25 protein-coding genes, 2 tRNA genes and 1 pseudogene are annotated in these 23270 nt (G+C 60.9%); 6 read left to right on the top strand and 22 right to left on the bottom strand.

The window, feature by feature from the left end:
* Positions 1-65: 65 nt before the first annotated feature.
* Complete coding sequence (locus OU993_RS04505) at positions 66-698, top strand: TerC family protein (protein ID WP_268155048.1); 633 nt, start codon at positions 66-68, stop codon at positions 696-698.
* A 100-nt stretch (positions 699-798) separates the two neighbouring features.
* Positions 799-2019 carry a TIGR03862 family flavoprotein gene (locus OU993_RS04510; protein WP_268155050.1) on the top strand — a complete coding sequence of 407 codons (1221 nt, stop codon included), beginning with the start codon at positions 799-801 and terminating at the stop codon, positions 2017-2019.
* A gap of 183 nt (positions 2020-2202) precedes the next feature.
* On the opposite strand, the gene OU993_RS04515 is transcribed toward OU993_RS04510, so the two are convergent.
* Positions 2203-3258, bottom strand: a complete 1056-nt coding sequence (locus tag OU993_RS04515) for a glycosyltransferase family 4 protein (protein ID WP_268155051.1) — start codon at positions 3256-3258, stop codon at positions 2203-2205.
* A 628-nt stretch (positions 3259-3886) separates the two neighbouring features.
* Here OU993_RS04515 and OU993_RS04520 point away from each other — a divergent pair.
* Positions 3887-4114: pseudogene (locus tag OU993_RS04520) on the top strand (NAD(P)/FAD-dependent oxidoreductase); the annotation flags it as partial.
* On the opposite strand, the gene OU993_RS04525 reads toward OU993_RS04520, so the two are convergent.
* The 14 genes from OU993_RS04525 to OU993_RS04590 form a co-directional block, all read right to left on the bottom strand.
* Positions 4096-4914 carry a class I SAM-dependent methyltransferase gene (locus OU993_RS04525; RefSeq protein WP_268155052.1) on the bottom strand — a complete coding sequence of 273 codons (819 nt, stop codon included), beginning with the start codon at positions 4912-4914 and terminating at the stop codon, positions 4096-4098. The pseudogene OU993_RS04520 and the gene OU993_RS04525 overlap by 19 nt on opposite strands.
* Positions 4911-5825 carry a metal-dependent hydrolase gene (locus OU993_RS04530; RefSeq protein WP_268155053.1) on the bottom strand — a complete coding sequence of 305 codons (915 nt, stop codon included), beginning with the start codon at positions 5823-5825 and terminating at the stop codon, positions 4911-4913. Before OU993_RS04530 ends, OU993_RS04525 begins: the two co-directional genes overlap by 4 nt.
* Positions 5826-6122: 297 nt before the next feature.
* The gene (locus OU993_RS04535; protein WP_268155054.1) at positions 6123-6941 is read right to left on the bottom strand and encodes a class I SAM-dependent methyltransferase; all 819 of its coding nucleotides are present in this window, start codon (positions 6939-6941) and stop codon (positions 6123-6125) included.
* Between the two features lie 13 nt (positions 6942-6954).
* Positions 6955-7860, bottom strand: coding sequence for a metal-dependent hydrolase (locus OU993_RS04540; RefSeq protein WP_268155055.1), 906 nt, complete (start codon positions 7858-7860; stop codon positions 6955-6957).
* Positions 7861-7969: 109 nt separating this feature from the next.
* A tRNA-Phe gene (locus OU993_RS04545) sits at positions 7970-8045 on the bottom strand.
* 222 nt (positions 8046-8267) lie between these two features.
* A complete protein-coding gene (yacG, locus tag OU993_RS04550; protein WP_268155056.1) occupies positions 8268-8477 on the bottom strand; it encodes a DNA gyrase inhibitor YacG in 210 nt (69 codons plus the stop codon).
* 4 nt (positions 8478-8481) lie between these two features.
* Positions 8482-9102, bottom strand: coding sequence for a Maf-like protein (locus OU993_RS04555; protein ID WP_268155057.1), 621 nt, complete (start codon positions 9100-9102; stop codon positions 8482-8484).
* A 59-nt stretch (positions 9103-9161) separates the two neighbouring features.
* Positions 9162-9380 carry a translation initiation factor IF-1 gene (infA, locus tag OU993_RS04560; RefSeq protein ID WP_004435948.1) on the bottom strand — a complete coding sequence of 73 codons (219 nt, stop codon included), beginning with the start codon at positions 9378-9380 and terminating at the stop codon, positions 9162-9164.
* 165 nt (positions 9381-9545) lie between these two features.
* Entirely contained in the window at positions 9546-10028 is a 483-nt protein-coding gene (locus OU993_RS04565) for an arsenate-mycothiol transferase ArsC (protein ID WP_268155058.1), read from the bottom strand.
* Between the two features lie 2 nt (positions 10029-10030).
* Entirely contained in the window at positions 10031-10504 is a 474-nt protein-coding gene (locus OU993_RS04570; protein WP_268155060.1) for a UPF0262 family protein, read from the bottom strand.
* A gap of 3 nt (positions 10505-10507) precedes the next feature.
* Positions 10508-11806 carry a histidinol dehydrogenase gene (gene hisD, locus OU993_RS04575; RefSeq protein WP_268155061.1) on the bottom strand — a complete coding sequence of 433 codons (1299 nt, stop codon included), beginning with the start codon at positions 11804-11806 and terminating at the stop codon, positions 10508-10510.
* Between the two features lie 68 nt (positions 11807-11874).
* Complete coding sequence (locus OU993_RS04580; RefSeq protein WP_268157508.1) at positions 11875-12306, bottom strand: DUF2948 family protein; 432 nt, start codon at positions 12304-12306, stop codon at positions 11875-11877.
* A 98-nt stretch (positions 12307-12404) separates the two neighbouring features.
* On the bottom strand, positions 12405-13697 hold the full coding sequence (gene murA, locus OU993_RS04585) for a UDP-N-acetylglucosamine 1-carboxyvinyltransferase (protein ID WP_268155062.1): 1293 nt from the start codon (positions 13695-13697) through the stop codon (positions 12405-12407).
* 120 nt (positions 13698-13817) lie between these two features.
* Positions 13818-14024 carry a hypothetical protein gene (locus tag OU993_RS04590; protein WP_268155063.1) on the bottom strand — a complete coding sequence of 69 codons (207 nt, stop codon included), beginning with the start codon at positions 14022-14024 and terminating at the stop codon, positions 13818-13820.
* Between the two features lie 151 nt (positions 14025-14175).
* On the opposite strand from OU993_RS04590, the gene OU993_RS04595 reads away from it, so the two are divergent.
* Positions 14176-14250 (top strand) — tRNA-Thr (locus OU993_RS04595).
* A gap of 220 nt (positions 14251-14470) precedes the next feature.
* Complete coding sequence (locus tag OU993_RS04600) at positions 14471-15304, top strand: inositol monophosphatase family protein (RefSeq protein ID WP_268155064.1); 834 nt, start codon at positions 14471-14473, stop codon at positions 15302-15304.
* 45 nt (positions 15305-15349) lie between these two features.
* Here OU993_RS04600 and OU993_RS04605 read toward each other — a convergent pair whose 3' ends face one another.
* Genes OU993_RS04605 through OU993_RS04620 form a run of 4 tightly spaced genes read right to left on the bottom strand, consistent with a single transcriptional unit; the run spans position 15350 to position 19325 of the window.
* Positions 15350-16432: an ABC transporter ATP-binding protein gene (locus OU993_RS04605; protein WP_268155065.1), complete on the bottom strand. Its 1083-nt coding sequence runs from the start codon at positions 16430-16432 to the stop codon at positions 15350-15352.
* 30 nt (positions 16433-16462) lie between these two features.
* A complete protein-coding gene (locus tag OU993_RS04610; RefSeq protein ID WP_268155066.1) occupies positions 16463-17290 on the bottom strand; it encodes an ABC transporter permease in 828 nt (275 codons plus the stop codon).
* Positions 17287-18177 carry an ABC transporter permease gene (locus OU993_RS04615; protein WP_268155067.1) on the bottom strand — a complete coding sequence of 297 codons (891 nt, stop codon included), beginning with the start codon at positions 18175-18177 and terminating at the stop codon, positions 17287-17289. The genes OU993_RS04610 and OU993_RS04615 overlap by 4 nt, the downstream gene beginning before the upstream one ends.
* Positions 18178-18179: 2 nt before the next feature.
* Positions 18180-19325, bottom strand: coding sequence for an extracellular solute-binding protein (locus OU993_RS04620; RefSeq protein ID WP_268155068.1), 1146 nt, complete (start codon positions 19323-19325; stop codon positions 18180-18182).
* A 452-nt stretch (positions 19326-19777) separates the two neighbouring features.
* Here OU993_RS04620 and OU993_RS04625 point away from each other — a divergent pair, with 452 nt between their 5' ends.
* Positions 19778-20251 carry a chemotaxis protein CheW gene (locus OU993_RS04625; protein ID WP_165215716.1) on the top strand — a complete coding sequence of 158 codons (474 nt, stop codon included), beginning with the start codon at positions 19778-19780 and terminating at the stop codon, positions 20249-20251.
* Positions 20252-20334: 83 nt separating this feature from the next.
* Here OU993_RS04625 and galE read toward each other — a convergent pair whose 3' ends face one another.
* From galE to mscL, 3 genes are all read right to left on the bottom strand, one after another.
* Positions 20335-21366, bottom strand: a complete 1032-nt coding sequence (galE, locus tag OU993_RS04630; RefSeq protein WP_268155069.1) for a UDP-glucose 4-epimerase GalE — start codon at positions 21364-21366, stop codon at positions 20335-20337.
* A 161-nt stretch (positions 21367-21527) separates the two neighbouring features.
* Entirely contained in the window at positions 21528-22694 is a 1167-nt protein-coding gene (locus OU993_RS04635) for a pyridoxal phosphate-dependent aminotransferase (protein ID WP_268155070.1), read from the bottom strand.
* 103 nt (positions 22695-22797) lie between these two features.
* Positions 22798-23220 (bottom strand): large conductance mechanosensitive channel protein MscL, encoded by a 423-nt coding sequence (mscL, locus tag OU993_RS04640; RefSeq protein WP_268157509.1) that lies wholly within the window; start codon positions 23218-23220, stop codon positions 22798-22800.
* Positions 23221-23270: the final 50 nt, after the last annotated feature.

The raw sequence follows: 23270 nt of genomic DNA on the forward strand, positions 1-23270 counted from the left end.
CCGCTTCACGTTGAGGGTGCCATCCGCTGCGGGACAACAGCGATGGCGGCAGAGGTAACATCATCATGGAAATCTTCACGGCTGCGGGCCTCGCAGCATTTTTTCAGGTCATTGCGATCGATCTCGTTCTGGCCGGTGACAATGCGATCGTGATCGGTCTCGCCGCAGCTGGCCTTCCGACGGAACAGCGCAAGAAGGCGATCCTTGTCGGCATCATTGCCGCGACCGTTCTGCGCATCATCTTTGCAACGGCCACAGCCTATCTGCTGGGCATTGTCGGCCTGCAGTTGCTCGGCGGCCTGCTACTCGGCTGGGTGTGCTGGAAAATGTGGGTGGAACTGCGCGCGGCCGAACATGAGGCCGAAGATGCGCTGAGCGAAGCCGACCGCGAGATGACCAAGGTCAACAAGACCTTCCTGCAGGCGGCAACGCAGATCGTGGTCGCCGATGTCTCGATGTCGCTCGACAACGTCTTGGCGGTTGCCGGTGCCGCGCAGGAACACACGAGCGTGCTCGTCATCGGCCTCGTGGTCTCCATCGCGCTGATGGGCCTGGCGGCAAACCTCGTCGCACGCCTGCTGCACAAGCATCGCTGGATCGCCTATCTCGGCCTTGCGGTCATCGTCTACGTGACCTTCAACATGGTCTACCACGGCCTCGTTGAAGTGTGGCCGTATGTGCAGCAATGGCTGGCCTGATCGGGCCCTCTCCATTCGTGACGGCGACCGGCGGCGCCTTCAGCGGCCGGTACGCCCGATGCCTGCTATTGGCATCACCCCCTGACGGGCGGCCCCATCGATGACGGACCGCACCGTGCTCATCCTCGGCGGCGGTCCCGCGGGCCTGATGGCAGCGGAAACGCTTGCTCTCACAGGCCACGCCGTCACCGTCTGCGAGGCCATGCCGACCTTCGGCCGCAAATTCCTGCTGGCCGGCAAATCCGGCCTCAACATCACCCATTCCGAAGATTTTTCGTTGTTTCGCACCCGGTTCGGCGCGGCAAATGACCGTCTCGCGGCGGCCCTTGATGCCTTCACCCCCACAGATGTGCGCAACTGGGCCGCATCGCTCGGGACGGAAACCTTCGTCGGTTCATCGGGACGTGTGTTCCCGACCGTGATGAAGGCCTCGCCGCTGTTGCGCGCCTGGCTGAAGCGGCTGAACGATCTCGGTGCGTCGCTGCGTCCACGCCATCGGTTTGTCGGTTTTGGCGAGGCTGGAGAGAGCGTGATCGCGACGCCGGAGGGCGAGATCCGTTGCCATGCCGATGCCACGCTGCTGGCCTTCGGCGGAGCCAGCTGGCCAAAGCTCGGTTCCGATGCCGCCTGGGTGAAACCGTTGCGCGACAAGGGCATAGACATCGCCGATTTCCGCCCGGCCAATTGCGGTTTCGACGTGGCCTGGAGCGAGACGTTCCGAGAGCGTTTTGCCGGCGAACCGGTCAAATCCGTGGTGGCCACGTCCGATGCCGGCAGCCGCCAGGGCGAATTCGTCATCAGCCGGCACGGCATCGAGGGCAGCCTCGTCTACGCCCATGCCGGCGCGCTTCGCGATAGACTAACAGCCGACGGCACGGCCCACCTGCTGCTCGATCTTGCGCCGGGACGCGATGCTGCAAGGCTCACCGAACAATTCACCCGCCTGCCGACGAAAATGAGCCTGTCCAACCGGCTGCGCAAGGCGGCCGGTCTCGATGGCGTGAAAGCGGCCCTGCTGCGCGAATGCCTGGACCCCGGCACCCAACAGAACCCGACCCGTCTCGCTCACGCCATCAAGGCACTGCCGCTGCCGCTCCTTCGCCCGCGCCCCATCACCGAAGCGATCTCATCCGCCGGCGGCATCCGCCTCGACGCCCTCGACAGCCGCTTCATGCTGAAAGCCCGCCCCGGCCTCTTCTGCGCCGGCGAAATGCTCGACTGGGAAGCCCCCACCGGCGGCTACCTGCTCACCGCCTGCTTCGCCACCGGCAAGGCTGCCGCGCAGGGGATTGAGGCGTGGCTGCGGGAAAAGGGAGCGTGACTGAACAATCGCCGCACCGCGTTCGGACATATGAAGGATGTTTACAGCGGCAAGCCGCGCGCCAGAGATCTTCCGTTTTCTGATTTCGCGGGGTGGGCGGGGTGGATCGTGAGGTGAAACTCAAAGAGCCGTCCGGTCAGTTGCCTGCTAAAACCGATAGAGCGATCCGCTTGTTGGTTACCGCTAAATACTCTCGCTTGCATAAGCCGTCACCGGTTTCAGAATCGCGTCCTCGTAAAGGGAATCCCAGAACTCATCATGAATTCGGGAGTCAAAATGTTTGACCGCTGTTGCGTGAGCGTTGTTGCACATTGCGTGAAATCTTTGCGGATCGTTCAAAATTTTCTCGAGGCGCAAAAGCGATTCCTCCGCTAACCGGTTCACCTCTTCGGCATGAATCCGGTGGAATATTTTGGATCCTCGTAAGGGGCTATTCAAATATATCCACTCACCCTTCTCGTTTAACGGAAGGTCGAGCATGATGCCATTTTCGTTGTCTTTTATAAATTCTGGAAGGGCACATTGCGTTGTTGCGATGACAGGCGTTCCATTAACAAGTGCTTCAATCGCACTGTACCCGAAGCTGTCTCCGAAGGTGGGAAGCAACACGAAGTGACACGATCTTACTTTTTCAATTACCTGACGGTTGGGCAGCGCGCCCCGATAGTGCACGTTCGGCAGATCTAGGAGTGGTCGATATGGATCGAAGAAGTCGCTGTCTAGGGGGTCCGTCCACGAGACCCGTCCGACCTCCAGCTTGGAGATAATCTCTACTTCCAAAGGAATCCTTGCTGCCAAGGCCATCTGCGCTAAGCGTAACGCAACGCAGCCCCCCTTCCTCGCAAAGTGATTCCCCACAAACAGTAGACGAAGGGGCTGCAGCAATTGCTCTTTTACCGGCAGCTCTTGTGGAACGATAATCGAGGGCATTCTGACAATCAGTTTCGACGCAAGGTCAGAGTGCTCGGGTGTTCCCTCGTGTTGCGCTAAAAAGGTGCGTTTTGCATATTCTGAAATAGGAATGATGGCTCTACACCGCTCGCTTAACAATTGCCGTCGCATAAACGCAAAAAATGATGAGCGTTCAACTCCAAAACCGCGTGGAAGATGCGATTCAAATCCTATGATAAAAGGCTTGGGGTTGAGGGGTATACGATTAAAACCGTGGATAAGGTCGATTCTGTTCAGTGTTGGGGGAAACAGTGTCACCCCTTCTATTTTGGGCGACAGGTAGTTCATAGGTATAAATCTACGTCGTATTATATTGTGGCGTGATCCTCTTGGACTATTGAAAATCGAAGGATAGCGGACCGGAGCCAGGACATTGAGAGAGGAACCCATAGCTCTTCATCCTTTTCTTCGTGACCATCACAATTTTTATTTCCGTTAAATTGAAAATCCGTAATTAAATAAGGATTTTTGCATTAATTTACGCAAAATGTCAAGAATATTTTAAGGATTGCTTTAGAGCAGGGTGCCGATGTCCAGCGCTTGGCCTGACGTGAATATGAATTTGCATCGAACTCGTCCTCTATCACCCGAGTTGGAACGTCTGGATGGGCAGAGTGAGCCCTTTATTTCGAAAACCCGGTTTGAAATGACAATTGTAATGATCAACAGAACCGCGGCGGGTTTGCCGGAGGCTCCAACTTCTGAGAACGTGGAGCCATCATGAGCAAGACAACGAACAAGTTTTTACCTGAAGTTCGCAACCGTGCCATCCGTATGGTGCTGGATGGTAATCCTCCCCGTTTTAACGGGGCTCAGCGGTAGAATTCAGGCGGCCATTTTCAGTTTCTGAGCGGGTGTAATGCCGCCAATGCCCATGTTGGGCCGTTCGTGGTCATACGTCCAAAGCCGTTCCGTGGCGATCTCGTCCGCCGGCGGCATCCGCTTCTCTGCCCTCGACAGCCGCTTCATGCTGAAAGCCCGCCCCGGCCTCTTCTGCGCCGGCGAAATGCTCGACTGGGAAGCCCCCACCGGCGGCTACCTGCTCACCGCCTGCTTCGCCACCGGCAAGGCCGCCGCGCAGGGGATTGAGGCGTGGCTGCGGGAACAAGCGCCTCGGCGGCCCGATCAGCCCTTTTTGCGGTAACGCCGCGCCACATACACGACGTGGCCGCTGGTCAGACCCTTGTAGAGTACCGATCCTTGCGAGCCGGAAAACTCGCTCATGAACCGGCGCGTGATCCAGGATCGGCGAAGGCGCTGGCGTTTGCGTTCTTCGGCGGCATCCAGCGCCGCGACCACATTTGCCGTAATATCGCGGTGGTCCACCAGTTCCATTCCGGACGCGGCAAGCTGGGCGTCCAGTTCGGCGACCGCATTGCGGCCGCGCATGTCGGCGAAAGTGAACCAGCCACCGGGTTTCGTGACCCGGCCAACTTCACGCGCAAAGGCCTCGACATCGCCGTAACAATGTGACGATTCGATATTCACGACGATATCGAAACTGGACTCGGCAAATGGCAACCGTTCGGCATCGCCCGTTTCGAAGGCAACGGTCTTCGTATCGGCGTTCAGCCGGCGCGCCAGCCGCACGGTGGAGGGCGAATAATCGAGACCGGTGACAGACGCCGGTTCATGATAACGGGCAATGTAACGCGACCCGCCACCCCGGCCGGAACCAACCTCCAGCACGCGTGCGCCGGCCAGAGGAAGCCCTTCCACCGCCTGCTGATAGAGTCCGATGAAGGCACGTTCCGGCTCATCCTCCGGCTTCAGCGGAAAGGCATCACCGGCCGCCACATAACCGTAGTTCATGAAACGCCAGTCCGCATCGCGCCAGAAACGCGACAGCAGATTGTAGATGTTGCGCCAAACCCATTTCTGCACCTTGGGAGAAACGCTGTTTTCCATGACGGCGATGAACGCCGAGAAGGTTTTGCTGGTCATGCGGGCGACGGCCTGACGGCTGGGCCAGCTTCGGAGGAATACCCTTCGAGTTCCTTTTCCAGCCATTCCCGGCCGCGGCGAACCAGATTGACATCGTCACTGTTGCGCGGATTGAACCATGGAAGATAATAGCCTGCCAACATTGGCACGCAGCGGCGCCAGGTCCCCGGGGCAACCATCGTCAGCCAGAAGAAGCGGCACCAGAAACGAAGGCCTGGTTTGATGCCGTCCGCGCGCAGATAAATGGGCACGTTGCGCAGGAAGATGTAGAGGAAAAAGGCTATCGTGCTGTTCATCGCCGTGATGCGCATCAGATAACGCTTCCAGCCCGGCATGCCCTTGGTGGCCGACATCAGTACGTCATAGGCAACTGCCTTGTGCTCGATCTCTTCAAGCGCATGCCACATCCAAAGACGCTTGTAGGCTGGCGCGGCCCCCTTCAGGATGTCGGCATGGCGGAGCGTCTGCACGGACAAGGTCGCCGTGACATGCTCGATGGCGCAGGTCAAGAACACCCGGTGCACCGGATTCTTGATCATCGCCATCGTGGTATCGATCTGCTTTTCCATGGCCGGGACATCGTAACCGAGTTCGGCAAGCGCCCTGTTGTATTCCTCGTGCTCGCGCGTGTGGAACGCCTCCTGCACGGCATAACCGTTGATCTCCGCCGCGAGCGCCCGATCTTCGAGAAGGGACGAGTAATGTTTGAGGGAGCGGATAAAAAACCGTTCTCCTTCGGGCAGGAAGATCGACAGCCCATCGATCAGCAGGGTTTTGATCACATCGTCGGCAAGCCAGTGCCGTTTCCGGTTTGCACGGATGTTGAAGTGGAGATTGCGTGGAACAATCTCCCAGTCATCCGTGCTGCGGGCTTCCGCCTCCAAGCGGCCTTTATTTGAATCCGTCGTCATTGCAGCACCCGCCCCGCAGAAAGTATTCCCCGCAAGACGGTAGCCAATTGAGTGCATTGAAGCAACAAGCGAAACAATGCGAGCACACGAACAACATGATACTGTATTATATTAAAAGAAGACCTACGTTTATCTTAAAATACTGTTTTCGAGACCCGCACCATAACGAGCCGATTTACGCGATGAAATCTCAGCGTCGCTCTGACTGGCCTCTGATTGGTAGAGAACGCTCTCGTCGACCGACCGTCGAGCGGCATCGGCAGATGGCTTGATGTCGCCAGTCGTCAGCAAGGATCTTCAGGGCGCCTTTCGATAGCGCTTCGCGACATAAACAACCTGACCGGCCGAGAGACCCTTGTAGAGCATCGAGCCCTGCGAGCCGGAAAACTCACTCATGAAGCGGCGCAGGAACCAGGACCGTTCGATGCGCTGCCGCTTGCGGGCCTCGGCGGCATCGAGCGCCGCCACGACATTGGCGGAGATGTCGCGTGTCTCCACTAGTTCCATGCCTGTCGCCGCAAGTTGCCGGTCGAGTTCTGCCAACGCGCCGCGGCCGCGCATGTCGGCGAAGGTGAACCAGCCGCCGGGCGCCGTGACCCGTCCGACCTCGCGCGCGAAGGCCTCCACATTACCGTAACAATGCGAGGATTCGATATTGACGACGATGTCGAACTCTCCGTCGGCGAACGGCAGGGTTTCCGCATCGCCCACCTGGAAGGACAGGGCCGGCGCGTCTGAATTCAGCCGACGGGCCAACCGCACAGTGGCCGGAGAATAATCGAGACCGGTCACGGAAGCAGGGTCATGATAGCGGGCAATATAACGCGACCCGCCACCCCGCCCGGAGCCTACTTCCAGCACACGCGCTCCGGACACTGGAAGGCCCGCAACGGCTTGCTGGTAAAGACCGATGAAGGTGCGCTCCGGCTCATCCTCCGGCTTGAGCGGGAAGACATCGCCTGGGGCCATGTAACCGTAGTTCATGAAGCGCCAATCCGCGTCACGCCAGAAGCGCGACAGCAGATTGTAGATGTTGCGCCACACCCATTTCTGCACCTTGGGGAAGCCACCATGATCCATGATGGCGAGAACTTTGGAAAAGACGCGGCTGGTCATGCGATTGATCGTTTCATGCCGTGGCCTGTTTGGTCGGCGAGTATCCTTCCAACTCCTTTTCCAGCCACTCGCGCCCGCGGCGAATGAGATCCGCATCGTCACTGTTGCGCGGATTGAACCAGGGCCAATAATAATACGCAATCATCGGCAGGCATCGGCGCCAGTAGCCGGGCGCGATCATCGTCAACCAGAAGAAGCGAAACCAGAAGCGAAAGCCGGGCTTGATGCGGTCCGTGCGCAGATAGATCGGCACGTTGCGTAAGAAGATGTAGAGGAAGGACACGATATTGGCGTTCATCGCCGTGATGCGCATCAGATAACGCTTCCAGCCCGGCATGCCCTTGGTGGCCGCCATCAGCACGTCATAGGCAACCGCCTTGTGCTCCAACTCCTCCAGTGCATGCCAGACCCAGAGGCGACGATAGGCGGGAGCAGCCTCGTCCAGCACATCGGGATGGCGAAGCGTCTGCGTCGAAAAGGTTGCCGTCAGGTGCTCGATGGCGCAGGTCGCCAAGACCCGATGCAGCGGGATCTTGACCATGCCGAGCGACGGTCCGACCGGCTTCTCCATCAGATCGACATCATAACCGAGATCCTTCATGGCAAGATTGTATTCCTCATGCTCACGCGTGTGGAATGCCTCCTGCACGGCATAACCGTTGATCTCCGCCGCCAGCGCCCTGTCCTCCAGATGCGGTGTGTAGTGCTTCAGCGAACGGATGAAAAAGCGTTCGCCTTCGGGAAGGAAAATCGACAGGTTGTCAATGAGGACGGTCTTGACCACATCATCCCCGAGCCAGTGCCGCTTCCGATTGGCCCGGATGTTGAAATGGAAATTCCGGGGAATAATATCCCATGGGTCTGCGCCACGCGCCTCCGCATGCAGATTGCCCTGATCCCCGTGTGCCTCAGCCGTCATGTCCCGCCCCATCTGCAGAAAGAAGATAGTCTCGCCCAGCCAAATGCTAGACAATCCCCCAATGGGCCGCAACCGAAGAAACGAAAAAGCAACGTGAGGAAGATGTAAATGGTGCCCGGAGGCGGATTTGAACCACCGACACGCGGATTTTCAATCCGCTGCTCTACCAACTGAGCTATCCGGGCATCTCGGCTTTGTGGAAGCCTTCCGGCCTTCCGCTGGAAGGCCGCCGGGGTATGTCCCCGGGAGCGAGCGGGGTTATAACATCTTGTTCGGACATGGCAAGCGGCTTTGAGAACTTTTTTGACAGTCCTGTGAAAAATGCCGCCAAGCCATTGGTCTTAAAAGAAAAAGCCGCTCAATGCGGCCATTCTCATTCTCCTGTTTGCGCCAAACGATACGGCTGCTCAGTCGTCCGCCGGGTCAGCCTTTGCTTCGTCATCGGCGACCGGAATGGCATAGGACCCGTTCAGCCAGCGCGACAGGTCCAGCGTGCGGCAACGATCGGAACAGAAGGGATAATGGTCGCGCTGCGAGGGTTTGCCGCATTCCGGGCAAGGCCTTGCCTTGCGCAGCGGCGCGACCTTCGCGCCGGGGGATATCGGATCTCCTGCCATGGCTTCAGCCCTCGGCCCAATGGGCCGCGACATCGAAGCCTTCGCCGTTCAGAAGCAGCGCGGTTTCGTAAAGCGGCAGGCCCACGACATTGCTGTAGGAGCCGACGAGCTTTTGCACAAAACTTCCTGCAATGCCCTGGATGGCATAGGCGCCGGCCTTGCCGCGCCACTGGTCGGAGGCGAGATAGGCCTCGATCTCGCGCGTCGAGAGGCGCTTGAAGCGCACCTTGGTTTCCACCACCTTCTGGCGAAACTGCCCGCCCGGTGTCACAAGGCAGACACCGGTATAGACCCAGTGGCCGCGCCCGGAGAGAAGATGCAGCGCGGCCGAAGCCTCTTCCATATATTCGGTTTTCGACAAAATGCGGCGGCCAACGGCCACCACCGTGTCGGCCGACAGGATATAGCTGTTGCGCCAGGCCAGATCACCGCTGATCGCGCCATACGCGGCCTCGGCCTTCTCCGTCGAAAGGCGGCGGGCGAGAGAACGCGGATGTTCCGATTTCTTCGGCGTCTCGTCGATGTCCATCGGCATCAGCCGCGCCGGCCTGATCCCCACCTGATTGAGGAGATCAAGGCGCCGCGGCGAACCGGAGGCCAGGATGAGCTTTTGATCCCGGGACATGGAGTTACCCTATCAAGGCGCGCCTGCGGAAGATGCAAGGGCCGCTTTCGGTCAGCCGCTTATTTGAAGCGGTAGGTGATACGGCCCTTGGTCAGGTCGTAAGGGGTCATTTCCACCAGAACCTTGTCGCCCGCCAGAACGCGGATACGGTTCTTGCGCATGCGGCCGGCCGTATGGGCAATGATTTCATGTTCGTTTTCGAGCTTGACGCGGAATGTTGCATTCGGCAGCAATTCCGTCACGACGCCCGGGAATTCAAGGACTTCTTCTTTCGCCATCTAGAGCTTGTCTTTCTGTGGTTGATTGGGGTTCAAGGCCAAGTTTGGCCCGAACCTTGCAAAAGTGCGCGGAAACTACACGTTTGCCGCCCATTTGTGAACCTCGCTTTGCGCCGATTCTTCATGGCCCCGAAGCGCCCGGATTTCAGCGCCGGAACGCGGATTTCACACGGTCTGCGGCCCCTGCAGGCGGGCCCGCCCGAAACGCTCCTCGATGCGCCGCCACAACTCGTCGCGGACCCGGCGATAGGCGTCGAGAACCTGGTCGCGTGTCCCCGTCTCCACCGTCGGATCGAAGGTCGGCCAGTAGATGACCTCCACCGCATTCGACCGGGTGAGTTCCAGCGCCTGGTGATGCGCCTCGGGCGACAGGGTGACGATCACATCGAAATAATCATCCTCGAGTTCGTCTAAGGTGCGCGGCTGGTGTTTTTTCGGCCGCGACAAACCGACTTCCTGCAAAACGACATCAACGAAGGGATCGGGATCGCCGGCGCGGACCCCCGCCGACTGGATGTAGATATCGGGTGGCAAAAGCCGTTTTGCAATGACCTCCGCCATTGGCGAGCGGATGGCATTCATGCCGCACATAAAGAGGATGGCGCCGGGTTTGGCAATCTTCAGATCGACGGCCGGCCCCTCCTCCATGCTCAACCCCGCCAATAGAGCACACAAACGAGCGTGAACAGCCGGCGGGCCGTATCGAAATCGATCGCGATCTTGCCCTTCAGCCGTTCCTGCAGCGTTTCCGATCCGTCATTGTGAATGCCGCGGCGGCCCATGTCGATCGCTTCGATCTGCGAGGGCGTCGAGGAGCGGATCGCCTCGTAATAGCTCTCGCAGATCATGAAGTAGTCCTTGATGATCCGCCGGAAGGGTGTGAGCGACAGGATATGTGTGGCTACCGCCTCGCCGGCCTCGGTGGTGATCGAAAAGACGAGCTTTTGTTCGACCAGCGAGATGTTGAGCTTGTAGGGCCCGCCCTCGTGGCCCACCGGCTCGAAGCGGTTTTCCTCGATCAGGTCGAAGATCGCCACCGCGCGCTCATGTTCGACATCCGGCGTCGAGCGGCCGATGCTGTCGTCCAGCACCACGTCGCACAGCCGGAAGTCGCCCTTGGCCATCACTCATCGCCCCTGGTTCAGACGGATGGAGACGGACCTCGCATGCGCATCGAGCCCTTCCGAATGGGCAAGCGTGATGGCCGCCGGCCCCAATTCGTTCAGCTGGTCGGGGCCGAGCCTCAGGATCGAGGTGCGCTTGACGAAATCGAGCACCGACAGACCGGAGGAAAAGCGGGCGGAGCGCGCCGTCGGCAGCACATGGTTCGAGCCACCGACATAATCGCCGATCACTTCCGGCGTGTGGCGGCCGATGAAGATCGCGCCGGCATTGCGGATACCGGGCAAAAGCGCATCCGGATCGGCCACCGCCAGTTCCAGATGCTCGGCGGCAATGCGGTTGGCGAGCGGCAGCGAGGCTTGAAGGCTCTCCACCAGAATGATGGCGCCGAAATCCCGCCAGCTGTCGGCGGCGGTCTGAGAGCGCGACAACGTCTTCAACTGGCGCTCGACGGCCGCCTCCACCGCTTCGCCGAGCGTCCGGTCGGTGGTGATCAGGATGGATTGTGCGCCCGCATCATGTTCGGCCTGCGCCAGAAGGTCCGCGGCCAGCCAGTCCGGGTCGTTTTCCGCGTCCGCAATCACCAGCACTTCCGAAGGACCGGCGATCATGTCGATGCCGACCGTGCCGAACACCTGGCGTTTGGCGGCGGCGACATAGGCATTGCCGGGGCCGACGATCTTATAGACCGGCGCAATCGTTTCGGTGCCATAAGCCAGTGCTGCGACGGCCTGGGCGCCGCCGATCCGGTAGATTTCGCTCACACCGGCAATCTTGGCTGCCACCAGCACCGCCGGATTGAGCGCGCCGCCGGAGGCCGGGCAGACCATCACGACGCGTTCCACACCCGCGACGCGCGCCGGCACGGCATTCATCAAGACAGAACTCGGATAGCTCGCCGTGCCGCCCGGCACGTAGAGGCCAACGGCTTCGATCGCCGTCCAGCGGGAACCGAGCCCGACGCCGATCGCATCCTCGTAGATATCGTCCTTCGGCATCTGCCGGGCGTGGTGGCGTTCGATCCGTTCGGCGGCAAGCGTCAGCGCATCGATGACGGAAAGTTCCACCGCGGCAAAGGCAGCCTCGATCTCGGCATCGGTCACCCGCATGCCGACCTCGGACAGATCCACCCGGTCGAATTTCTTCGAATAGTCGATGAGCGCCGCATCACCGCGGGCGCGCACATCCTCGATGATGGCACGCACCACCGTATTGACGTCCTCGGACACTTCGCGCTTCGTCGTCAGGAAGGCGGCAAAACGCGCCTCGAAATCCGTCGACGTCTGCTCAAGCCAGATTGCCACTAAACCCGTCCCCTCACATTCCTAAAAACCATCCCCGCCGGATCAGACGATCCGGCAGCCGGTGCCCGTCAATCGTGCTCCGGCCGGTTGCTGGTTTCCCAGGCGCCGCCGGTATCGGCCAGCTGCACCTCGATACATTCCACATCCAGGCTGATCGCCGCCCCTCCCGCCAACGTCAGCTCGATCCTGCCATCCGGCCCCTCGCCGTTCTGCTCGAACCGGATGGCGAGAAGCGAATAGACGGCATCCGCCTTGCGCCGGTCGACACCCAGCGTGCGCACGGCCAGAACCCGCTTGAAAGCGAGAGCCGCCCGGCGGCGCTCATAACCCTTGGCACCACGGCTTGCCGCTTCCCAGACGAAGCGGTTGACCGCCAGCGAGAACTGCCCGCGCTTGGCGCTCCAGTCAATATCCTGCGGCTTGAAGACGCTGTCCTGCATATGCGCGGAGATGATCTTCAGATCCTCTGCATCCAGCGCCAGCAGCCTCAGTTCCGTCATCTGATCCATCTTGTCCTCATCACCCACGCAGGCCGCGCGGCTTTGCTTGTCAGGTCATGGAGATAGGATGGCCGGAAGCACCGCGCAACAGCAGAGCCTCATTCACTGACGCGCTGAACGATTGCGCCGCAGCGGGTGAGCTTCTCTTCCAGCCGCTCGAAACCACGGTCCAGATGATAGACGCGGTTGACGACAGTCTCGCCCTCGGCGGCAAGACCTGCGATGACCAGCGACACCGAGGCGCGCAGATCGGTCGCCATGACCGGCGCGCCCTTCAGACGGGAAACACCCTCGACACGCGCCATCTGGCCGGAGAGCGAGATGCGGGCGCCGAGACGCGCCAGTTCCTGCACATGCATGAAGCGGTTTTCGAAAATCGTCTCGGTGATGTGGGACACGCCGGAGGAGCGCGTCATCAGCGCCATGAACTGCGCCTGCAGATCGGTCGGAAAACCCGGGAAGGGTTCCGTCACCACATCCACCGGCTGGATGCCATTGCCATTGCGCACCACGCGCAGGCCGCTCGGCGTCTCAGTGATCTCGGCGCCGGCCTGACGCAGCGTGTCCAGCGCGTTTTCCAGAAGCGCACCATCGGTGCCCTCCAGCGTCACGTCGCCACCGGTCATGGCAACCGCCATGGCATAGGTGCCGGTCTCGATACGATCCGGCAGCACGCGGTGACGGGCACCGGAGAGCGAGGTGACGCCCTCGACCGTGATCGTCTTGGTGCCGGCGCCGGAGACCTTGGCCCCCATGGCATTCAGGCAGTTGGCCAGATCGACGACTTCCGGCTCGCGCGCCGCGTTTTCGATCACCGTCGTGCCATTGGCGAGCGTCGCCGCCATCATCATCACATGGGTGGCGCCGACGGAGACCTTCGGGAAGCGATAATGATTGCCGATCAGGCCGCCCTTCGGCGCCGTGGCGTTGACGTAACCGCCATCGATCTCGATTTCGGCGCCGAGTGCGGCAAGACCTTCGAGAAACAGATCGACCGGGCGCGTGCCGATGGCGCAGCCGCCGGGAAGCGACACACGGGCGCGGCCCTCGCGCGCCAGAAGCGGGCCGATGACCCAGAAGCTCGCCCGCATCTTCGAGACAAGCTCGTAAGGCGCGGTCGTATCGGCAATGGTGCGGCAGGTGAAATGGATGGTGCGCGAATACCCGTCTTCCTGGCGCTCGCGGCGGCCGTTGACGGCAATATCGACGCCATGATTGCCAAGGATGCGCATCAGCCCCTCGACATCGGCCAGATGCGGCACGTTCTCGAGCGTCAGCGTGTCGCTCGTCAGAAGCGAAGCGATCATCAACGGCAGGGCGGCATTCTTGGCGCCCGAAATCGGAATGATGCCGCGCAGTTCGTTACCGCCGGAAATCTTGATGCGATCCATTCAACGACCACGGGCTAATCTGCCCGCCTTTCCTTCTCATGCCCGAAAGATGGCGTCCTTAGACGATATCCCCCGCCACTTCAATTTGAATACGCCCGGACCACAAGGCTTTTGCGGCCTTCATTCGCCCGTTTCGTCCGTTCGTGCGGCGGGAAGACCGGATGTGGCATCCGCCTCGCCGGCCCGCCTTGCCCGCGACTGCTGCTTGCGGCGCATCAGGTTCTCGCGCAGCTTCTCGGCAGCGCGGGCCTTGCGCCGCTCCGCTTCCGCCTGCTGGCGCGCCTTGCGCTCCGCCTTGGCCTGCTTCGATTCGTCCAATTCGCTCATGCCCCTTCCATAACCGAAACCTTCAAAAACCCAAAGCGGCCAGACAATTCACCGCTTTCGGCAAAGAAGTTCAAATTGCGGCTTGCACTCCCCGATAAGCTATGGCAGAAGCCCGCTCACCGCAGCGCAGACAAATTTGCTAGCGCGACCTGCTGCCGTAGCTCAGTGGTAGAGCACTCCCTTGGTAAGGGAGAGGTCGGTGGTTCAATCCCACTCGGCAGCACCATTTCTCAAAAATCAACAAGCAATTTAGCCGCGTCGTCGGCTTCGCGCCTGACAGGGCGTTTGGACGTTTTTGTTCAACATCTTGGTCCAAACGCGACCGATTGCGGTCTGCAAGACGCCTCAGCCAGCATCGTCACAAGTCTGTCGCACAAATCGGGCAGTGCTGCGGGCTATCCTTCCCATCATTCTTCTCCCCCGCAGATCCGAAAAGACATCCCATTATGCTCTCCCCCGATTTTTCGCCTCGTCTGCCCGCCGATGCTTCCGCACGTCTGATCCTGATGGCCGCGGCCGCGCTGGAAGGTGGGGAACTCGCCAGGCGTTCGCTGAAACGCCGTTATGCCGGCGAAATGGTGGCGAAGGCTCCGCGGGATTATCAGACGGAGATCGACGTGGCGGTGGAGCAGACCATCGTTTCCCGTCTGCGCGACAGTTTTGCCGATCACGCCATCACCGGCGAGGAAGCCGTGGGCAATCGTGATGCCGCTGCGGATGCACCACGCATCTATATCGACCCGATTGACGGCACGACGAACTTTGCCTGGGGCATCCCGCATTTCGGCCTGACGATCGCGATCGTTGAACAAAACGAGGTCACCTGCGGCGTGGTGTATGATGCCATGCAGGACGAGTTGTTCGTCGCGGAGAAGGGACAGGGCGCCTATCTCAATGGCGAGCGGCTTTCCTGCCAGCCGGTCTCGGTTGTGGAGGATGTGCTGATCGGCGCGGGCCTGCCCATTCCGGGCCAGGTCAAGACGGTGAGCGAAGATCAGTATTTCCATGCCCTTCGCCGCCTGATGGCCCATACGGCGGGCGTGCGGCGGCTTGGCTCCTCGGCGCTTTCACTCGCTTATGTCGCGGCCGGCCGCCTCGACGGTTTCTTCGAAGACGGGCTTTCGCTGCACGATTACGGCGCCTCCGTTCTGCTGATCCGCGAAGCCGGTGGCCTCGTCACCGGATTTGCCGGTGGCCCGATCACGAAAAACGGTGACGTGCTGGCCTCGAATGGCGGCATGCATCCCTGGCTGCTTGCCGGGTTCGAGGCCGAAGGTTAAGCAGGCTCCGGGTCACCCCGGACCCTGCCCCCAAGGCCTCATCCATCAGGCCAGCGCGTGCCGGGATCTTCCCTCGACCGTTTCAACCGGCAGGCCGCCGCGGGCGAGAAGCCGGTTTTGCCGGTAGAGTGCGAAAGCCGATGCCGCAAGCCGCACTGTCTGCCCCTTCTGCCAGCGCGCGTCCGGCGCCGTCATGACCTTCAGGCGTGCGCCATCACGAAGCTCGACATCGACCATGATATGGCTGCCGAAATCGGTGGCACGGGTCACACCTGCCGCATCCGGTGAATCGGAAGGTTCAAGGCGAAGCGCTTCCGGCCGAAGGGCAAGCACGGCGGGCCCATCCTGCACCTCCACGTCGAGCGTGAAATCGGGATGGCGGAACCGTCCTCCCTCCACATTGGCAGAGAGGAAGTTCATCTGGCCGATGAAACCCGCCACGAACTCCGTCTGCGGATTGCGGTAAAGCACGTCCGGCGCGTCGACCTGCTCGCACTGGCCGTTGCGTAAGACCACGATACGGTCCGCCATGGCGAGCGCCTCGTCCTGCCCGTGGGTGACGAAGAGCGTCGTGATGCCGAGCCGCTGCTGGATGTCGCGCACCTCTTCCCGCAGGCGTTCGCGCAGGTGCTGGTCGAGGCTGGCAAAGGGTTCATCGAGCAGCAGGATCTTCGGCTCCAGCACGAGCGAGCGGGCAAGCGCCACGCGCTGCTGCTGGCCGCCCGAAAGCTGGAAGGTCTGGCGATGGCCGTAACCGGCAAGCCCGACCAGTTCCAGCGCCTGATCGACCTTGCGCTGGATCTCGCCCCGCGACAGGCTTCGCAGTTTCAGGCCGAAGGCGATGTTGTTGAAGACATTCATGTGGCTCCACAGGGCGTGGCTCTGGAAGACCATGCCCGTCGGGCGACGCTCCGGCGACAGCCGCGTCACATCCTGACCGTCGATGCGGATCATGCCCGAGGTCGGCTGTTCGAAACCGCCGATCATTCGCAAAATGGTCGACTTGCCCGATCCGGAGGGCCCCAGCAGGCAGACCAGTTCTCCGTCGCCCACGTCGAGCGAAAAATCATCCACTGCCGTCGTGGCTGCAAAGGACTTGCGCAGGCTCTCGATTTTCAATCTGGCCATGATGTTACTCTTTCATAAACGCGCGCCGGTTCAGGCGCCGAAACCTTTGGCGAACGAGCCCGTGCCGATCACGCGGCGGGCAAAAATCAGGGCGATGAAGGACGGGACCCAGAGGATGACGGACAGCACCGCGCCGTACTGGACCACGACCTGATTGTTGATGAAGTTGATCATCAGCACCGGCATGGTGCGGATCTGCGGGGCACCGATCAGCCAGGCGCCTTCCGTTTCGTAGAAGGTCGAGACGAAGGTGAGCAGCACCGCGGCAAAGATCGTCGGGCCGGCCTGTGGCAGCGTGATCGACCAGAAGACGCGCAAGGGTCCGGCACCCACGTCGCGGGCGGCCTCCTCCATGCGCCGGTCCACCGCCTGGAAGGCCGCCACCGGGATCCAGATCATCAGCATCAGCGTGCCGACCAGCTGGATCAGCACCACGCCCCAGAAGGTGGCAATCAGGTTCAGCTGCAGAAAGATCGCCGCAATCGCCACCAGCAGGCCGAATTTCGGGAAGGCGTGCGATGCGAGGAAGGAGAGGAAAAACAGGTCGCGGCCCGGAAATTTCATGCGCGCAAAGGCGTAAGCCGCCGGCAGGCAGATCAGCGCGGACAGCGCCGTCACCGTTGCCGAGAGCCTCAGACTGATGAACAGCGCCTCCCAGACATCAGCACGCGACAGGGTCTGGTCCCAGAAGCGCAGGCCGAACTTCTGCGGGATCACGGAGGGATACCGCCACACCTCGGTAAAGGCCCAGGTAAAAACGACGAGAAGCGGCACCGCAATAACAATGACGAGCAGGATGGCGAAGGCCAGCCCCATCCAGTCGAAGCGGCCGGAGGTGGAGGAATAGCTCCGGATCATCGGCTTTGACTCCTCTGGTTGCGGGCGATCGACCAGACATAAAAGAGGCCGAAAAACAGACAGAAGACGAAGGAGATGACGGCCTGGGTCTTGGCGTTCAGCGGATCGTAGAGATCGTTGAAGGTGCGCAGCATGAAAGGCCCCATCATTTCCGGCGAGGCAGGCCCCAGCACGTAAGGCAGGGTGAAGGACGAAAAGATGCCGAGCACGGTGAAGGAGATCGTGACCAGAATGGAATTGCCCATGCGCGGCAGGATGATGTACCAGAAGACCCGGATCGGTCCGGCGCCCACGTCGCGCGCCGCTTCGATCGACGGACTGGAAATGCCGGCAAGCCCCGCCGTCAGCATCAGCACCGTCAGCGGCAGGTTGTCCCAAACCAAACCGATCACCGGCCCCCAGGGTGTGAGGTAGGGCGTCGGCAGCTTGGGCAGTCCGACCGCATTCAAAAGGATATCAACCGTGCCGTTCGGGCCGATCGTACGGATCAGCGCATAGGACAGGATGATCGACGGCACGAACATCGGGAAGATCGCAAGGCTCTGCACGAGGTCAGCAAAGCGGCTGGTGGAAAAGCGCAGATAAAGCGCAATCGGCAGGCCGACGAGAAGCAGGAGCACCGCACAGATGCTGGTGGTCCACAGCGTCAGCGCCAGATTGGCGCGGCTATAGGGGTCGGAGAAAAAGAACTGGTAGGAGGCCGTGCTGAACTGCACGCCGTCCGGTCCCGCAACGAAGAGGGTCGACAGGATCGCCGCAAAGATCGGGTAGATGATCAGCCAGCCGACCAGGAAGACCGGAATGGCAACAAGGAGGAGGCCTTTCAGCCCCCTCCCGATTGCCGGCTCGGATCCGCCTGCGGCGGACAGGGTTGCCGTGTCTGCCATGATCAGCCGCGTGCGAGACCGGTCGCCACGTTGCGGTACCAGCCGTCGTTGATGGCCACGTTCCAGTCGCCGCCCGGGAAGGTCGGGATGGAGTTCGGCACGACGTCCTTGTACTTTTCGCGCAGGTCGGCTGCGACGTTGTCCCAGGTCACGCCCGGGAAACCGCCGATCTGGGTAATGACGGCCGACTGCATCTCGCTCGTCAGCAGGAACTCGGCGAGCTTCAGGGCCGCGTCCTTGTTGGCACCGTTTGCGAAGACGGTCAGACGGGCAAAACCGCCGCAGAGCGCCAGATCGGTCAACTGAACGAGACCCGTCGTTTCCGGCAGAACGCCCTGCGTCATGGCCTGCAGAACCTGGTCCGACCAGACCGGAACCATGGTGACAACGCCCTGCGACAGGAGCTGGATCGACTGCGTGTTGCCGGAGGTATAGGCGCCCTTCTCATACAGGAAAGGAGCCATGTCCTTCAGCACGGCCCAGGCCGGCGTCAGCGACTTTTCGGCATAATCGGCCGAGAAGTTGGAGATGGTGAATTTCGACGGATCGCGGCCATTCACTTCGTGGATGGCGCGGCGGACGAAGTTGCCGCCGGAACCGCCCTTGTCCGGACGGTTGTAGATGAACTGGCCGGGGTTCTTCTTGACCCAGGCAACCAGCTGTTCCCAGGTCTTCGGCGCGTCCTTCGGGTCGAGCTTGGTCTTGTCGTAGGCGAGCAGGACCTGAGAGCCGCGATAAGGCAGCTGCTGCGGCATGTCGATCGCGGCGCGGTTGATCTTGGCATAGCTCGGTACGTTGTCGGCCGAGAAGGAGACCCAGAGGCCGGCCTCGACGCCGCCAACCGGCAGGCGCGTATCGAAGTTCTCGAACATGTCGGCCTGCGGATCGGCCTTGCTCTTCAGCGCGGCGAGCGCACGGTCGGCAATGGCGCGCAGGCCGTTGTCGTCACCGGCATCGGCGAGCTTGAGCTTGAGGCCCGGATTGGCCTTTTCGAAGGCGGGCCGGATCGTGTTGTTCCAGAAGTCGATGATGTTGTTGTCCGAGCCGCTGTAGACCTGAATCGTCTTGTCATCGGCAAGGGCAAAGGAAGGGATGGCGCTGGCTGCTGCAACGGCAGAGCCTGCCGCCAGGAATTCGCGTCTGTTCATGGGTCTGTCTCCGGATTTGGGACGGCCGACCGCTCCCGGGCCGGCAATAACGGCTGGACCCTAGGCAGACTGAATGACACTCCAATGATCGTTCCGTGACAGTTCCTTGTAATTTGCACAGCTGTGCGTTTTTTTCGGGATATTCCGAAACCGACATCGCCTCGCCCCGGCGGAAGGCACAGCCCCCGGCTCCCGGCGTGGCAGATTGTTGGGGGCTCTCCATAAGGAATATTTAATAAACAGCCGGTAGAATTAAGAGATCGTCAGCCATCTTTGCTGCGCAATCGTTTCCGGCATGGACGTCGGGCCGTGCGGCAGGGATGATGGACGTTCAGGCGCCGTCAGGCCCGGCAAAACCATGAAACGGGATCCAGTCCCGCACAGGCTTCTGCCGTCACAGTCGCGCACGGCGCCAAGCAAGGTCCGCAACCCCGCTACGGGAGGAAATCTGAATGAATGCGGTGCAGATGAGTGGTGACGAACTTCTGGAGATTATCGCGTTTCGCCTGCACTCCCAGGAATTCTGTGTCCGGACGACATCGATCCGAGAAATTCGCGGCTGGGCCCCGGTAACCCCGCTGCCGCACGCCCCTTACGACGTGATCGGCGTGATGAACCTGCGCGGCACGGTGATCCCGATCGTTGATCTCGCCGTGAAGCTCGGCATGCACAACACCGAGGTCAACGAGCGCTCCGCCATCGTCGTTGCCGATATCAACGGCATGACGGTTGGCCTGCTGGTCGACCGCGTGTCCGATATCATGACCATTCCGGCAAGCCGCCTGCAGCCGGTTCCGGCAGCCGCCGGTTCCAGCACGGCCTTTTCCGATGGCCTCATCGCCCATGACAGCGGCATGATCTGCTTCCTGAACCTCGAGCGGATGTTCGGCACCGGCGGCGCCGACGACTGGGGCATGGTCGCCTGAGGCCCCTCGAACATCATCGCTGAACAGACGCAAGGGCGCCGGCTGAACCAAGCCGGCGCCCTTTTCTTGTCTCATATCTGCCGTCAGAAATTTGCGGCGAGCTTGCGGTGGATCGCCCTGAGATCGCCATGCTCGCGCACGGACAGCGACCGCTCCCAGGACAGCGCCGTCGAGACGATGTGATCGAGGTTGTCGTGTTTCGGGGTCCAGCCGAGAAGCCGGCGCGCCAATGTGGAATCGGCAATCACCGCCGCCGCATCGCCCGGCCGCCGGGGGCCGTAATGAATGTCGAACTCACCGCCTTCGATGCGCTTGACCGACTGCAGCACCTGCAGCACCGAATAACCCCGGCCATAACCGCAATTGGCGATCAGCGGTTCGCCGCCGCGGCGCAGATAGGACAGCGCCATCAAATGCGCCTCCACCAGATCGCTCACATGGATGTAGTCGCGGATACCGGTGCCGTCCGGTGTCGGATAATCGGTGCCGAAGACATCCACCGACGGACGCTTTCCGAGAGCCGCCTCGCAGGCGATCTTGATCAGATGAGTGGCGCCTTCCGTCGACAGACCCGTCCGGCCCTTGGGATCGGCACCGGCCACGTTGAAATAACGCAGCGCCACGAAACGGAACTTGTGCGCGCGTGCCGCATCGCGCAGCATCATTTCCGACATCAGCTTGGAGCGACCATAGGGGTTCTTCGGCACGGTCGGGGCATTTTCGCGCACGGGCGCGTCGTCCGGCTGGTCGCCATAAACGGCGGCCGTCGAGGAAAATACGAAATGCTCGATGCCCGCCTTGATGGCGGCATCCGCCAGGAGACCGGTCTTTGCCGTGTTGTTGTCGTAATATTCGAGCGGATTGGCGACCGACTGGGGAACGACGATCGAGCCGGCAAAATGCAGGATCGCGTCGATGTGGTTTTCGGAAAAAATCTTCTCGAGCATGGCGAGATCGCCGACATCGCCGAGATAGAAGCGGGCGGCATCCGGCACCGCCCAGCGAAATCCGGTGGACAGCCGGTCGAGCACGACGACGTCTTCGCCCGCATCCAGCAATGCCCACACCATGTGGCTACCGATATAGCCCGCGCCTCCCGTCACCAGAACTGCCATGTCCATGCTCCCTGCCATTCTTGCTTGGCAGGATCGAAACACGCAGCCCCTTCACCAGTAATTACCGCGGGCCTTTTAGCTAAACTATTGTTGTTCCTTAGGAAAACAAAGAATTTCGGATTTCTGTCGAATTTTAGCGAACCTGGAGCAGGTCAGCACATTCAGAGCTTCAGGATGTAGTCGCAAAGCCGGTCGGCCGCTTCCTTGATCTGGACGGGATCGCGCAGGAAGCAGGCCCTGAGGAAGGCGCCGCCGCCCGGACCGAAGGCACTTCCGGGTGCAAGCCCCACCAGCGTCTTGTCGACGATATCGAAGGCCGCCTTGCGGGGATCGTCGATGCCGTCGATCTTCAGGAAGGCATAGATCGCCCCATCCGGCTTCAGCGTCTGCACCCGGTTGGTGGCGATCAGCGCATCGCACAGCACATCACGCGAGGTGCGGGCACGCTCGATATTGGATCGCAGGAAATCATCGCCCTGATCGAGCGCCGCAATCGCGCCGCGCTGCATGAAGGGCGTGAGGCCGGAACTCGAATACTGGATGAGGTTTTCCAGCACCTGGCCGATTTCCGGCGGCGCCACCAGCCAGCCGACGCGCCAGCCGGTCATCGACCAGTTCTTCGAGAACGAATTGGCATAGATGATCCGCTCACCCTCTTCCTGAATGTCGAGGAAGGACGGTGCGCGCTGCCCATTGAAATAATAGAGCGCGTAGATCTCGTCGGCGATGATCCAAAGCCCGTGTTTGCGGGCAAGTGCCAGGATTGCCTTCAGGTCATCCTGCGTGGCTGTCCAGCCCGTCGGGTTGGAGGGCGTGTTGATGAACAGGGCTTTGGTCTTCGGCGTGATCGCGCTTTCGATCTTCGCCACATCCAGAGACCAGCCGCCTCCGACGAAATCCACCGGCACCGGCACGGCCTTTGCACCGGCAATGCCGATGGCAGCCACGATGTTCGGCCAGCTTGGTGTCAGATAGATGATCTCGTCACCCGGCGCCGTCAGCGCCTGGACGGACAGCGTGATCGCGTGCATGCCGGAGCTGGTGGCAAAAAAATGCTCGCGCGGCAGGCTGACACCGAAATGACGCTGGTAGTAGCGCGACAGCGCATCGCGCAGTTCCGGCAGGCCGCGTTGCCAGGTGTAGAAGGTCTCACCGGCATCCAGCGAATCCTTGGTGGCCTGGTTGATGAAGGCGGGGCTCGGAAGATCACCCTCGCCGGCCCACAGCGGGATGAGGCCCGGGCGGCCACGCGCATAGTTGACGAGTTCGACAATACCGCTCTGGGGTGCGGCGAGCGCGCGGGCGCTGAGACTTTCCATCAGGGTCATTCAAGGGATCTCCATCTGGAGGTCTCATAACGCAAGCGCTCACCGAAATCTCATGACATTCGGTGAGCGACGGATCGGATTTGGTGATGGATGCGCGAAGGCGTCAGCGGCTTTTCAGCAGGTCGCGGATCTCGGTCAACAGCTGCACATCGGCCGGCGGCGGTGCCGGTGTTGCGTCTGCCGGCTTATTTTCCTCGGCGAGGCGAATGCGGTTCACCAGCTTCACCATCAGGAAAATGATCCAGGCGAGGATCACGAAATTGATGATCACGGTGATGAAGCTGCCATAAGCAAACACGGCACCCTGTTCCTTGGCCGCCGCCAGGGTGGTTGCGGTCACCTTGTCGTTCAGCGCGAGGAAGTAGTTCGAGAAATCGATACCGCCGATGATGACGCCAACGACCGGCATGACGATGTCGTTGACGAGCGAGTTGACGATGCCGGTAAACGCCCCACCGATGATAATGCCGACCGCGAGATCAATCACGTTGCCCTTGGCTATGAACGAACGAAATTCAGCGACCATCGACATGGAAATCCTTTCTCAAATCTGAACAAGACATAGATGAAGCTAAT

Origin of the sequence: Rhizobium sp. SL86 (genome assembly GCF_026672545.1) — a bacterium.
Taxonomy (GTDB): Bacteria; Pseudomonadota; Alphaproteobacteria; order Rhizobiales; family Rhizobiaceae; genus Neorhizobium.